Annotated in this window: 12 protein-coding genes; 7 read left to right on the top strand and 5 right to left on the bottom strand. The window is 54.9% G+C overall.

Going from position 1 to position 13,893, the window contains the following annotated elements; genetic code table 11:
* The 7 genes from fkpB to folA all read left to right on the top strand — a co-directional run bounded on the left by fkpB (nt 1) and on the right by folA (nt 9,446).
* Entirely contained in the window at nt 1–471 is a 471-nt protein-coding gene (fkpB, locus tag K5Y32_RS17055; protein WP_101762146.1) for an FKBP-type peptidyl-prolyl cis-trans isomerase, read from the top strand.
* The gene (gene ispH / locus K5Y32_RS17060; RefSeq protein WP_222185248.1) at nt 452–1,405 is read left to right on the top strand and encodes a 4-hydroxy-3-methylbut-2-enyl diphosphate reductase; all 954 of its coding nucleotides are present in this window, start codon (nt 452–454) and stop codon (nt 1,403–1,405) included. Before fkpB ends, ispH begins: the two co-directional genes overlap by 20 nt.
* Before the next feature lie 221 nt (nt 1,406–1,626).
* Nucleotides 1,627–2,442: a 4-hydroxy-tetrahydrodipicolinate reductase gene (gene dapB, locus K5Y32_RS17065; RefSeq protein WP_222185249.1), complete on the top strand. Its 816-nt coding sequence runs from the start codon at nt 1,627–1,629 to the stop codon at nt 2,440–2,442.
* Between the two features lie 469 nt (nt 2,443–2,911).
* The gene (gene carA / locus K5Y32_RS17070) at nt 2,912–4,060 is read left to right on the top strand and encodes a glutamine-hydrolyzing carbamoyl-phosphate synthase small subunit (RefSeq protein ID WP_222185250.1); all 1,149 of its coding nucleotides are present in this window, start codon (nt 2,912–2,914) and stop codon (nt 4,058–4,060) included.
* Between the two features lie 13 nt (nt 4,061–4,073).
* Nucleotides 4,074–7,298: a carbamoyl-phosphate synthase large subunit gene (gene carB, locus K5Y32_RS17075; protein WP_101762143.1), complete on the top strand. Its 3,225-nt coding sequence runs from the start codon at nt 4,074–4,076 to the stop codon at nt 7,296–7,298.
* A 237-nt stretch (nt 7,299–7,535) separates the two neighbouring features.
* Entirely contained in the window at nt 7,536–8,678 is a 1,143-nt protein-coding gene (locus K5Y32_RS17080) for a porin (protein ID WP_101762142.1), read from the top strand.
* Between the two features lie 285 nt (nt 8,679–8,963).
* Entirely contained in the window at nt 8,964–9,446 is a 483-nt protein-coding gene (folA, locus tag K5Y32_RS17085) for a type 3 dihydrofolate reductase (protein WP_137385137.1), read from the top strand.
* A gap of 53 nt (nt 9,447–9,499) precedes the next feature.
* Here folA and apaH read toward each other — a convergent pair whose 3' ends face one another.
* The 5 genes from apaH to surA are packed head-to-tail and all read right to left on the bottom strand — an operon-like array spanning nt 9,500 to nt 13,892.
* Nucleotides 9,500–10,369 (bottom strand): bis(5'-nucleosyl)-tetraphosphatase (symmetrical) ApaH, encoded by an 870-nt coding sequence (gene apaH, locus K5Y32_RS17090; protein ID WP_110867508.1) that lies wholly within the window; start codon nt 10,367–10,369, stop codon nt 9,500–9,502.
* 49 nt (nt 10,370–10,418) lie between these two features.
* Nucleotides 10,419–10,796: a Co2+/Mg2+ efflux protein ApaG gene (gene apaG / locus K5Y32_RS17095; protein ID WP_101762139.1), complete on the bottom strand. Its 378-nt coding sequence runs from the start codon at nt 10,794–10,796 to the stop codon at nt 10,419–10,421.
* Between the two features lie 4 nt (nt 10,797–10,800).
* Nucleotides 10,801–11,625, bottom strand: a complete 825-nt coding sequence (rsmA, locus tag K5Y32_RS17100) for a 16S rRNA (adenine(1518)-N(6)/adenine(1519)-N(6))-dimethyltransferase RsmA (RefSeq protein ID WP_008108647.1) — start codon at nt 11,623–11,625, stop codon at nt 10,801–10,803.
* Nucleotides 11,618–12,607: a 4-hydroxythreonine-4-phosphate dehydrogenase PdxA gene (pdxA, locus tag K5Y32_RS17105; RefSeq protein WP_176970727.1), complete on the bottom strand. Its 990-nt coding sequence runs from the start codon at nt 12,605–12,607 to the stop codon at nt 11,618–11,620. The genes rsmA and pdxA overlap by 8 nt, the downstream gene beginning before the upstream one ends.
* The gene (surA, locus tag K5Y32_RS17110) at nt 12,597–13,892 is read right to left on the bottom strand and encodes a peptidylprolyl isomerase SurA (protein ID WP_101762137.1); all 1,296 of its coding nucleotides are present in this window, start codon (nt 13,890–13,892) and stop codon (nt 12,597–12,599) included. The genes pdxA and surA overlap by 11 nt, the downstream gene beginning before the upstream one ends.
* Nucleotide 13,893: the final 1 nt, after the last annotated feature.

The following is a 13,893-nucleotide window of genomic DNA, read 5'->3' on the forward strand; positions in this document are numbered from 1 at the left end:
ATGACAGACTTAGTTCAGCGCGATAGCGCGTTGCTGGTGCATTTTACGCTGAAGCTGGAGGATGGCTCGACGGCCGAATCCACGCGCGCCAACGGCAAACCTGCGCTGTTCCGTCTGGGTGATGGCAGCCTGTCGGGCGCGCTGGAACAGCAGCTACTCGGACGTAAAGTGGGCGACAAGCACGCATTTACGCTGGAGCCGGAAGATGCGTTTGGCGGCACCAGCCCGGATCTGGTTCAGTACTTCTCACGTCGTGACTTTAACGATGCGGGCGAGCCGGAAGTGGGTGCCATCATGCTGTTCAGCGGCCGCGGCGGCAGCGAAATGCCTGGCGTGATTCGTGAAGTGTCCGGTGACTCGATCACCGTAGACTTCAACCATCCGCTGGCGGGCCAGCGCATTCAGTTTGACATTGAAGTGCTGGAGATTGATCCGGCGCTGGAGGCCAACGATGCAAATCCTGTTAGCTAACCCACGCGGTTTCTGCGCAGGCGTTGATCGCGCCATCAGCATCGTTGAGCGCGCGCTGGAGATGTATGGCGCGCCCATCTACGTGCGTCACGAAGTGGTGCATAACCGCTACGTGGTGAGCAGCTTGCGCGAACGTGGGGCGATCTTCATTGAAGAGATCGCTGAAGTGCCGGATAACGCCATTCTGATCTTCTCCGCGCACGGCGTATCGCAAGCGGTTCGCGCCGAAGCCAAAGCGCGTAACCTCACCATGCTGTTTGATGCGACCTGTCCGCTGGTGACCAAAGTGCATATGGAAGTGGCGCGCGCTAGCCGTAAAGGTGTTGAAGCGATTCTGATTGGTCACGCGGGGCATCCGGAAGTGGAAGGCACCATGGGCCAGTACAGCAATCCTAACGGCGGCATGTATCTGGTGGAATCGCCGGAAGATGTGTTCAAGCTGAACGTCAAAGATGAGAGCAACCTGTGCTTTATGACGCAGACCACACTTTCAGTCGATGATACTTCGGACGTGATTGATGCACTGCGTCAGCGCTTCCCGGCGATTATCGGTCCACGTAAGGATGACATCTGCTACGCCACCACCAACCGTCAGGAAGCGGTACGCGTCTTAGCGCGTGATGCTGAAGTGGTGCTGGTAGTGGGATCGAAAAACTCTTCTAACTCGAACCGTCTGGCCGAACTGGCGCAGCGTGCTGGTAAGCTGGCGAAGCTGATTGATTCGGCTGATGACATCCAGGAAGAGTGGGTCAAAGACAAGCAGGTCATCGGCGTCACCGCGGGCGCTTCTGCTCCTGATATTCTGGTGCAACAGGTGATTCAACGTCTGCGTGAGCTCGGCGGTGAAGCGGCGATTGAGCTGATTGGCCGTGAAGAGAACATCGTGTTTGAAGTACCAAAAGAGCTGCGCGTCGACGTGCGAATCGTGCAGTAAGCGGTTTACACCGCAGTAAAATCAGGCCGACATTGTTCGGCCTTTTCTTTGCCTGTCGCTGTAGAAAATCCTGCTTCCAGCATGCGGGATTGCTTTTACTGATAATGTTTCGCGGCTGGCATAAAATTCTTATATCCCTTTATTATTGTGGCGTGACTGTTATCTGACCGTTAACCTGTTTACGCTTTACATGCATAGATTTGTATCAGGAATGAATAATTATGAGTGAAATCTGCATTGCTATCGTTGGTGCGCCGGGTCGCATGGGACGCAATTTGATTCAGGCCGTACAGCAGGCGGAAGGTGTTGCGCTTGGCGCAGCACTGGCGCGTAGCGGTTCGTCATTGCTGGGCGTAGATGCTGGCGAACTGGCGGGCATCGGCAAAACGGGCGTGATCGTCTCTGACGACCTGCAAAAGGTGGTTAACGACTTCGATGTCCTGATCGATTTCACCCGTCCGGAAGGCACGCTGGAGTATCTGGCGTTTTGCCGCCAGCACAACAAAGCGATGGTAATCGGTACCACCGGTTTTGATGAAGCAGGCAAAGCGGCGATTCGCGCGGCCGCCGAAGAGATAGGCATCGTGTTTGCCGCCAACTTCAGCGTGGGCGTCAATCTGGTGCTGAATCTGCTGCAACAGGCGGCGAAGGTGATGGGCGACTACGCGGACATTGAAATTGTAGAAGCGCACCATCGTCACAAAGTTGATGCACCATCAGGCACTGCGCTGGCGATGGGCGAAGCGATTGCCGATGCCATGAAGTGGAATCTGGATGAACACGCGGTGTATGCCCGTGAAGGTCATACCGGTGAGCGTAAAGCGCAAACCATCGGATTTGCTACCGTGCGCGCTGGTGATATCGTCGGTGAACACACCGCTATGTTTGCAGATATTGGTGAGCGCGTAGAGATTAGCCACAAGGCTTCCAACCGTATGACCTTTGCAAATGGTGCAGTTAAAGCGGCAAGCTGGTTAAAGAACAAGAAATCTGGCCTTTATGATATGCGTGATGTGCTGGATTTATCGATGTTGTGAGTGTTGTGAACCATCGTGATGTGGTTATTTCAATCGGTAAGACATTGATTGACGAGGGCAATGTAATCATTGCCCTTTATTTTATCTATAAATGACAGCTTTGCTATACTATGGGTTCGAAGTGCTTATTTATCGTAGTTAATGTATAATTATCAGGCTTGCGATGGCTAATTTTGACCGTTTGGTCAAAAATTTATGCGTGCCAGCACCAGTTTGCCATTATCGCCGTCAGGCAACCGATTATTTTTCCGAGTTATCCCACTATTTTATCGCCTTTCACCGTTTTTAACATTCAGTTGCCCGAAATATACAAAAAAATAACCACATGTTGTAGACAAGGTGCGGGGCGATCATTAGAATGCGCGCAATTTGCCAAAATTCGAGTACTCAGGCGGGTTTTGCATTGATTCTGGTACTGCTTTTGAATTAATATGCAAATATTGTGACTGTTTATTCCCTGGAGGATGTTTTGATTAAGTCAGCGCTCTTGGTTCTGGAAGACGGAACCCAATTCCACGGTCGGGCCATCGGGGCTACGGGGTCGGCAGTGGGGGAAGTTGTTTTCAACACTTCAATGACCGGTTATCAAGAAATCCTCACTGATCCTTCCTATTCCCGCCAAATCGTTACCCTCACTTATCCCCATATCGGCAATGTTGGCGTTAACGCCGCCGATGAAGAATCCAGCCAAATCCATGCTCAAGGCCTCGTTATTCGCGATCTGCCGCTGATTACCAGCAACTTCCGCAGTGAAGAAAGTCTGGCAGCTTACCTGCAGCGCAATAACATCGTTGGCATCGCCGATATCGACACGCGCAAACTGACCCGTTTGCTGCGCGAGAAGGGTGCACAGAGCGGCTGCATTATTGCGGGTGATAGTCCGGATGCCGCACTGGCGCTGCAGAAAGCGCAGGCGTTCCCAGGCTTGAAAGGCATGGATCTGGCGAAAGAGGTGACCACCGCGGAAACCTACGCGTGGCAGCAGGGCAGCTGGACACTGGAAGGTGACCTGCCGGAGCAGAAAACGGCGGAAGAGCTGCCGTTCCATGTGGTGGCGTACGATTACGGCGCCAAGCGCAACATCCTGCGCATGCTGGTGGATCGCGGCTGCCGCCTGACGGTCGTGCCGGCGCAAACTCCGGCGGAAGAGGTTCTGGCACTTAATCCAGACGGTATTTTTCTGTCGAACGGTCCTGGCGACCCGGAGCCATGCGACTACGCCATTAACGCCATTCAGGCGTTCCTGAAAACCGATGTTCCGGTATTCGGTATCTGCCTTGGCCATCAGCTGTTAGCGCTGGCGAGCGGTGCCAAAACCATCAAGATGAAACTCGGCCACCACGGCGGCAACCATCCGGTAAAAGATCTTGATAACAACACCGTGATGATCACCGCACAGAACCACGGTTTTGCGGTTGATGACAGCCAATTACCGGCCAATCTGCGCGTGACGCATGTGTCGCTGTTCGACCAAACCGTGCAGGGCATTCATCGCACTGACAAACCGGCCTTCAGCTTCCAGGGACACCCGGAAGCGAGCCCAGGCCCGCACGATGCGGCGCCACTGTTCGATCACTTTATCGAATTGATCAAAGCATACCGTTCTAACGCGAAGTAATCAGGAGCCCACGATGCCAAAACGTACAGACATAAAATCCATCCTGATTCTTGGTGCTGGCCCGATCGTTATCGGCCAGGCATGTGAATTTGACTACTCCGGTGCGCAGGCGTGTAAAGCGCTGCGTGAAGAGGGCTACCGCGTCATTCTGGTGAACTCGAACCCGGCAACTATTATGACCGACCCGGAAATGGCCGATGCGACTTACATCGAGCCGATTCACTGGGAAGTGGTACGCAAGATTATCGAAAAAGAGCGTCCGGATGCGGTGCTGCCAACCATGGGCGGCCAGACAGCGCTGAACTGTGCGCTGGAGCTGGAGCGTCAGGGCGTGCTGGCTGAGTTCGGCGTCACCATGATTGGTGCAACTGCCGATGCCATTGATAAAGCCGAAGATCGTCGTCGCTTCGACGTGGCGATGAAGAGCATTGGTCTGGGCACCGCTCGTTCCGGTATCGCGCATACCATGGAAGAAGCGCTGGCGGTGGCCGAAGACGTTGGCTTCCCGTGCATCATCCGCCCTTCCTTTACGATGGGCGGCACCGGCGGCGGTATCGCCTATAACCGCGAAGAGTTCGAAGAGATTTGCGAACGCGGTCTGGACTTGTCGCCAACCAATGAGCTGCTGATTGATGAGTCGCTGATTGGCTGGAAAGAGTACGAGATGGAAGTGGTACGTGATAAAAACGACAACTGCATCATCGTCTGCTCGATCGAAAACTTCGATGCAATGGGCATCCACACCGGTGACTCTATCACCGTGGCGCCCGCGCAAACTCTGACCGACAAAGAGTATCAAATCATGCGTAACGCCTCGCTGGCGGTACTGCGTGAAATCGGTGTCGAAACCGGTGGTTCGAACGTCCAGTTCTCGGTGAACCCGAAAGATGGCCGTATGATCGTCATCGAAATGAACCCGCGCGTATCGCGTTCGTCAGCGCTGGCTTCAAAAGCGACCGGCTTCCCGATTGCCAAAGTGGCGGCGAAACTGGCGGTGGGCTTTACCCTTGATGAGCTGATGAACGACATCACCGGCGGCTTAACGCCTGCGTCGTTCGAACCCTCTATCGACTACGTCGTTACCAAGATTCCTCGCTTCAACTTCGAGAAGTTCGCCGGTGCCAACGATCGTCTGACCACGCAGATGAAATCGGTCGGTGAAGTGATGGCGATTGGCCGCACGTTCCAGGAATCGATGCAAAAAGCGCTGCGCGGTCTGGAAGTCGGTGCCAACGGTTTCGACCCGAAAGTCAGCCTCGACGATCCAGAAGCGTTAACGCGCATTCGCCGCGAACTGAAAGATGCCGGTTCTGACCGTATCTGGTACATCGCCGATGCGTTCCGCGCCGGCATGTCAGTTGATGGTGTGTTCAACCTCACCAACATTGATCGCTGGTTCCTGGTGCAGATTGAAGAGCTGGTGCGTCTGGAAGAGCAGGTTGAACGCGAAGGTGTGAACTCGCTGAACGCGGAGTTCCTGCGCGCGCTGAAGCGTAAAGGCTTTGCTGATGTCCGTCTGGCCGCGCTGGCGGGCGTATCTGAAGGCGAAATCCGTAAGCTGCGTCAGCAATTTAACCTGCATCCGGTTTATAAACGCGTTGATACCTGCGCGGCTGAATTCGCCACCGACACCGCCTATATGTACTCAACCTACGAGGAAGAGTGCGAAGCCAATCCAAACCAGGATCGTGAAAAAATCATGATTCTGGGCGGCGGTCCAAACCGTATCGGCCAGGGCATCGAGTTTGATTACTGCTGCGTGCATGCGGCGCTGGCGCTGCGTGAAGACGGTTACGAGACCATCATGGTCAACTGTAACCCGGAAACCGTCTCAACCGACTACGACACCTCGGATCGCCTCTACTTCGAGCCGGTCACGCTGGAAGATGTGCTGGAAATCGTGCGTATCGAGAAGCCGAAAGGCGTCATCGTACAGTACGGCGGCCAGACGCCGCTGAAACTGGCACGCGCGCTGGAAGCGGCTGGCGTGCCGGTGATTGGTACCAGCCCGGACTCGATTGACCGTGCAGAAGACCGTGAGCGTTTCCAGCAGGCGGTTGATCGCCTGAGCCTGAAGCAGCCGGCTAACGCCACCGTTGCCACGCTGGAACAGGCCGTTGAGAAAGCAGCTGGGATCGGTTATCCGCTGGTGGTGCGTCCTTCTTATGTGCTGGGCGGCCGCGCGATGGAGATCGTTTACGACGAAATCGACCTGAAGCGTTACTTCCAGACGGCGGTGTCGGTCTCTAACGATGCGCCAGTGCTGCTGGATCGCTTCCTCGATGATGCGGTTGAGGTGGATGTTGATGCGATTTGCGACGGCGAGCGCGTACTGATTGGCGGCATCATGGAGCACATCGAGCAGGCGGGCGTGCACTCCGGTGACTCCGCGTGTTCACTGCCGGCCTACACGCTGAGCACTGAAATCCAGAACGTGATGCGTCAGCAGGTGGAAAAACTGGCCTTCGAGCTGAACGTACGTGGCCTGATGAACGTGCAGTTCGCGGTGAAGGACAATGAAGTTTACCTGATTGAGGTGAATCCACGTGCCGCGCGTACCGTGCCGTTCGTGTCGAAAGCCACTGGCGTGGCGCTGGCGAAGGTTGCCGCGCGCGTGATGGCAGGTAAAACGCTGGCTGAACAGGGCGTCACCAAAGAAGTAATTCCACCGTATTACTCGGTGAAAGAAGTGGTGCTGCCGTTCAACAAGTTCCCAGGCGTTGACCCAATCCTCGGCCCAGAGATGCGCTCTACCGGTGAAGTGATGGGCGTCGGTCGCACCTTCGCTGAAGCCTTCGCCAAAGCGATGCTGGGTGCGCAGAGCAACATGAAGAAAACCGGTCGCGCGTTGCTGTCAGTGCGTGAAGGCGATAAGAAACGTATCGTCGACCTGGCGGCAAAACTGCAGAAGTTTGGTTTCGAGCTGGATGCGACACACGGTACCGCAGTGGTGCTGGGCGAAGCGGGCATCAATCCACGTCTGGTGAACAAGGTGCATGAAGGTCGTCCGCACATTCAGGATCGCCTGAAGAATGGCGAATATACCTACATCGTCAACACCACGGCGGGACGTCAGGCGATTGAAGACTCCAAGCTGATTCGTCGTAGCGCGCTACAGTACAAAGTGCATTACGACACCACGCTGAACGGCGGTTTTGCCACAGCGATGGCGCTGAACGCGGATCCAACGGAGCAGGTAATTTCGGTGCAGGAAATGCACGCGCAAATTAAAGGCTGATTCCAATTGGCTACCCATTAACGGCTCCTGCGGGGGCCGTTTTTTTATCCTTTTACCAATGCCCGCATTTCCTTATCTGTAAAAATCCTATTGATTTGACATATGTTTTATCAGTTGATGCGGAAAGCGTTACACCTCGGAATATCCGCACAAAATTATAAATAAGATCCCAGTTAGCGCACCGTACTATTTCGCTCGCTCACTAATAGAGCGCTCACCTTAACTGGGATATAAAAAATGCAAATGCGTGCTTTCACTCTCAGCGCTATTGCTGCGTTACTCGCAGCGGCGCCACTCGCCAGCCAGGCGGAAATTACTTTACTCAAGCAGGATCCACAGGCGGGCGATGCGCTAAGCCGTCTCGACTTCAAAGTGGGCGGCAGTATTCGTCCGCAGTTCCAACATCAGAATGGCGTAAACGACAAATCGTACAAACGTAATGGCTACGACGGCGGCTCACGCTTCCGCTTCAGCGCCAATTATTACCTGTTCGACGACGTAAGCTGGGTCGGTTACTACGAGCTGGGCGTTAACTTCCCGGCCTGGTGGGGTTGGGACAATCATCATGCAGATGGTGCGAATAACACCTCGCGCCGCCAACTTTATACTGGCTTCAAAAGCGCCACCTTGGGTGAGCTCTACTTTGGTCAGCAGAACAGCGTTTACTACGATGTCGTAGGAGCGAAGACCGATATCTGGGATTACGACATGCTGGCGCAGGCGCCGGGCAATGGCATCAATGGTGATTACGATGGTTCTTACCGTTCGCGCAAAATGCTGAAGTACAAAAATACCTTCGGCGATGCGGATGTGTATGCGTCGTACCTGTTTGAAGATAATGAGTTCCTGCCAGGTAACGGCCTGCGCTATAAGCGTAAAGGCGGCGGCTCGCTGGGTGTGAACTATCACATCACCAAAGACCTGGCATGGGGCACTGCGTGGAACTACACCCGCGCCGATATCCGCAATCCAGGCAATGGCGACAGCAAACGCTATGACCAGAATATCTACGGTACCGCTCTGAGCTGGACGCCGGATAACTGGACGCTGTCAGCCGGAGCGGGTTGGTATGAGAACTTCTCCCCAACCAAACGTAATACCGTTAACAATTACTTCGCGGATGACGCGTGGGGCATCGAATACTTTGCCGGCTACAAATTCCCAATTGGCCAGTATGCGGTGAAATCTATTCAGCCTTACTTCATGGGCGACCGTCTGGAATTCGTCAACGGACGTGACTACAAGCGCATTGATAACGGCGTTGGCGTGAGTGCGCAGCTGGATTACGGCTTCCGTGTCGACTACGAATATGTCATCACCTCCAGCACCGACAAGTCACTGGGCAACGTGAATCTGGTGCGTCTACGCTACGATTTCTAAAGCGTTTCAACGGCTCCTGCGGGAGCCGTTTTCTTTTTTTGCACAGAGTGCGCTTTTCTTTACACTGCGATACCAATAACGCGACGTTTCGCGCGGAGTTGTGCCGCCTCGTCAGCAATTTCTGGCTCCTCGCCCCGCAATTGCCGGGAAAGTCGGTGTAAAACTCTGTCCAATAACAAAAGTGCGGTGGCATCGGAGCTTTACGCAAATAGCGGGGGCGGCCTATCGACGAAAGTTTCGCCTTTACGTATGATGGCGCCAATTTTTTCCAGTAGGTCTTTTAACATGATTAGTCTGATCGCGGCACTGGCAGCGGATCGCATTATTGGTATGGAAAACGCCATGCCATGGAACCTGCCAGCAGATTTGGCATGGTTTAAACGTAATACCTTGAATAAGCCGGTGATTATGGGTCGTCTGACCTTTGAATCGATAGGCCGCCCGCTTCCTGGACGCCTGAACATTGTGGTCAGCAGCCAGCCGGGCAACCACGAAGGCGTCACCTGGGTGACATCGCTGGAAGAGGCGGTAAAAGCGGCGGGTGATGTCGAAGAGATGATGGTGATTGGTGGTGGACGCGTTTACGAGCAGATGCTGGCTCGCGCGGATCGCCTCTACCTGACCCATATCGATGCGGAAGTGGAAGGGGATACGCAGTTCCCGGATTACGAACCGGACGAGTGGCAGTCAACCTTCAGCGAATTTCATGACGCCGATGAGCAGAACTCGCACAGCTACTGCTTCGAGATCCTTGATCGCCGCACGTAACGTTGCCAGTGATGGCGAACCATAAAAAACCCCGCTTATGCGGGGTTTTTTATTTACGGCGTATCACTTAACGGTGGATGCGCACTCACCGCGCTTTCGGCCATCGCCTGTTCGCGATTGGATGCCTGTACGTAATACTGTTTGGTTTCCCAATGCAGCAGCGTCAATGTTCCACCCCAGCAGCAGCCGGTATCCAGACCAATCACATGTTCCGGTGTGCCTTTACCTTCCAGCGATGCCCAGTGACCAAAGATCTGCGTATAGTCGCTGTCGATTTTGCCCGGCACCTTAAACCACGGCTTGAGCGGCGGCGGCGCTGATTCAGGCGACTCTTTGCAGATCATATCCAGCTGGCCGTTCGGGAAGCAGAAGCGCATGCGCGTCAGCGCATTAGTGCTAAAGCGCAGTCGCGCCAGACCGCTGAGTTCCGGCGTCCAGTTGTTTGGCATGTCGCCATACATCGCATCCAGAAACAGCGGATAGCTGTCGCTGGAGAGCACCGCTTCCACTTCACGCGCGCACAGCTGCGCCGTCTCTAAATCCCATTGCGGCGTAATGCCCGCATGCGCCATCAACAGCTTCTTCTCTTCATCTACCTGCAACAGCGGCTGACGACGTAACCAGTTGATCAACTCATCGGCATCATCGGCTTCCAGCAGCGGCGTCAGGCGATCTTTCGGCTTGTTGCGGCTGATACCGGCATACACCGCCAGCAAATGCAGGTCATGATTACCCAGCACCAGGCGCACGCAATTTCCCAGCGATTTTACATAGCGCAGCACATCGAGCGAACCGGGGCCGCGCGCCACCAAATCGCCGGTAAGCCATAAGGTGTCCTGCTGCGGATCGAAGTCAACCTGCGCCAACAGCGCACGAAGCTCGTCATAACAGCCATGAACATCGCCAATCAGGTATGTACTCATTGTCAGTCCGATTAAAACGCGCCGCCCGGACGGGCCGGGCGGAGGAGGATTAGTGAATGTGGGTTTGCACCGCGAGTCGGAACACCGGAATCTCGACGTGGAACTCTTCGCCCGCATCGTCGATCATCACATAGTGGCCTTGCATGGTGCCCATCGGCGTTTCCAGAATCGCGCCGCTGGTGTACTGATACTCGCCGCCGGCCGCAATGTGCGGCTGTTCGCCGACCACGCCTTCACCTTGCACTTCAGTCTCGCGACCGTTGCCGTTGGTGATCAGCCAATAGCGGCTACGCAGCTGGACGTTGCTGCGCCCCAAATTGCGAATGGTGATGGTGTAGGCAAACACGTAGCGATCCTCGTCGGGCAAGGATTGCGACTCCACATACTGACTATGCACATGGATACAGACGCGGGCCAAATCACTCATGCACTCAACTCTCCGGAGTTTCTGCCTGATGCTTGCTCAACCAGTTTGCCAGTTGGCAATATTGCGCCACAGAGACGTTCTCTGCACGCAGCGAGGCATCGATTTCTAATTGATCCAGCGCACCAGCCGCAAACATATGAGCAAGGCTGTTGCGCAGCGTTTTACGGCGTTTACCAAAGGCTTCCGTGGTGATACGGCTCAGCAGACGAATATCGCTGACCGGATACTGTGGCTGCATGTACGGCACTAAACGCACCACGGCCGATTCCACTTTCGGTGCCGGCGTGAAGGATTCTGGTGGCACCTCCAGCACAGGAATAACCTGGCAATAGTACTGCGCCATCACGCTCAAACGACCATAAGCTTTGCTGCCCGGACCGGCGACTAAACGATTCACCACTTCTTTCTGCAGCATGAAGTGCATATCTTTAATCGAACCAGTATAGCTGAAAAGGTGGAACATCAGCGGCGTCGAGATGTTGTACGGTAGGTTGCCGAACACGCGCAGCGGCTGGCCTTTCTCTTGCGCCAGCGCAGAGAAATCAAAGGTCATCGCATCCTGCTGGAAAATGGTCAGCTTAGGACCGAGGAACGGGTGCGTTTGCAGACGCGCAGCAAGGTCGCGGTCCAGCTCGACCACGGTCAGCTCATCCAGACGTTCGCCTACCGGCTCGGTTAATGCACCCAAGCCGGGGCCGATTTCCACGATAGCTTCACCTTTTTGCGGGTGAATGGCGGAGACAATGCTATCGATAATGTACTGATCGTTCAGGAAGTTCTGCCCGAAACGTTTACGGGCGTAATGCCCCTGATGGACGCGATTATTCATTACTGCTCTTGATCATAGTGATGGCGAGATTAAGCGCCGTGATAAAGCTGCCCGGTTCTGCCTGACCGAGACCGGCTAATTCAAGCGCGGTGCCGTGATCGACAGAAGTCCGGATAAAGGGCAGGCCAAGTGTGATATTCACCGCGCGGCCAAACCCCTGAAATTTCAGCACCGGCAAGCCCTGGTCGTGATACATCGCCAGAACTGCATCGGCATGTTGCAGGTATTTCGGCTGGAACAGCGTATCGGCTGGCAGAGGTCCGGTAAGTTGGATGCCTTGCTGGCGCAGTTCGTTGAGGGCCGGAATGATGGTATCAATCTCTTCGCGGCCCATATGGCCGCTTTCGCCGGCATGCGGATTAAGGCCGCAGACGAAGATATGGGGATTCGGTAAACCAAACTTCTGCTGCAGATCGCGATGCAGAATGGTGATCACTTCATGCAGCGTGTCGCGGGTAATCGCGGCAGAAACATCTTTCAGCGGCAGATGTGTAGTGGCCAATGCCACGCGCAACTCTTCCGTTGCCAGCATCATCACCACTAAATCGCCACCGGCGCGATCGGCAAAAAACTCGGTATGACCGGTAAACGGAATGCCCGCATCGTTGATCACGCCTTTGTGCACCGGACCGGTAATCAGCGCGGCAAATTCGCCGTTCAGACAACCGTCACAGGCGCGCGTCAGGGTTTCCAGTACGTAGTGACTGTTGGCGACGCAGAGTTCTCCGGCGGTCACCGGTTGAGCGGTATCAACCTGAAGCAACGTTAGCGTGCCGGCCTGCTGCGGTTGAGCCGCTGCAGGTTGATAATCACGTAGCGTCAGCGGCAAACCCAATAAAGCAGCGCGACGGCGCAAAAGCTCGCCGTCGCAGCAGACCACCAATTCAACCGGCCAGTTTTGCTGCGCCAGTTGCAGGGTGAGGTCGGGACCAATCCCGGCGGGTTCGCCGGGCGTGATCACCACACGATAATTACTGACCATTGTTATCCAGAATTTTCACGTAAGCACTGGCGCGCTGTTCCTGCATCCAGGTTTGCGCCTCTTCCGCGAATTTACGGTTGAACAGCATGCGATAGGCGCGCTCTTTCTGCGCGGCATCGGTCTTATCAACCTGACGCGTATCCAGTAACTGAATCAAGTGCCAGCCAAATGAGGAGTGAACCGGCTGGCTGACCTGGCCTTTCTGCAACTTCAGCAATGCATCGCGGAATGCTGGATCGTAAATCTCTGGAGATGCCCAGCCGAGATCGCCGCCCTGGTTAGCCGAACCCGGATCGTCGGAGAACTGTTTGGCCGCTGCGGCGAAGGTGGTTTTACCACTTTTAATATCCGCTGCGATCTGTTCGATTTTGGCCTGCGCCTGAGCGTCGGTCAGGATCGGTGACGGCTTCAGCAGAATGTGACGCGCATGCACTTCAGTCACAGAGATGCTTTTGCTTTCGCCACGCAGGTCGTTCACCTTAAGGATGTGGAAACCAACACCTGAACGGATTGGACCGACGATATCGCCTTTCTTCGCGGTGCTCAGCGCCTGCGAGAACAGCGTTGGCAGCTCTTCAATTTTGCCCCAACCCATGTTGCCGCCTTTCAGCGCCTGCGGATCGGCTGAGTAAGTTACGGCCAGCTTGCCGAAGTCAGCGCCGCCTTTCAGCTGAGCAACCAGTTGGCGCGCCAGCGTTTCCTGGTCGTCAACCTGCTGCTGCGTCGGATTTTCTGACAGCGGCAGCAGAATCTGGCTGATGTTAAGCTCAGTACCTTGCGTGTTCTGCGCACCCACCTGCGTAGCCAGCGTATCCACTTCCTGCGGCAGTATAGTGACGCGGCGACGCACTTCGTTGTTACGCACTTCTGAAATCAGCATCTCTTTGCGGATCTGCGCACGGTAATCGTTGTAGTTCATACCGTCATAGGCCAGACGGCTACGCAGCTGATCGAGGCTCATGCGGTTTTGGGCGGCAATGTTCTGAATTGCCTGATCCAGCTGCTGATCGGTGATCTGTACGCCCGCTCTTTCACCCATTTGCAGAATGATGGCATCCATGACCTGGCGTTCAAGGATCTGATGACGCAAGGTTTTGTCATCAGGGAGTTGCTGGTTTGCCTGCTGCGCCTGTGATTTCACGGTGCGCATCATGTTATCAACGTCACTTTCCAGTACCACGCCGTTGTTCACGACTGCGGCAACTTTATCAACCACTTGTGGGGCTGCGAACGCAGTGTTAGCGGTAATCGCTACACCAAGAATCAGCATTCTCCAGTTCTTCATA

The organism is Pantoea sp. DY-15, from assembly GCF_019795935.1.
In the GTDB taxonomy this organism is placed as follows: Bacteria; Pseudomonadota; Gammaproteobacteria; order Enterobacterales; family Enterobacteriaceae; genus Pantoea; species Pantoea leporis.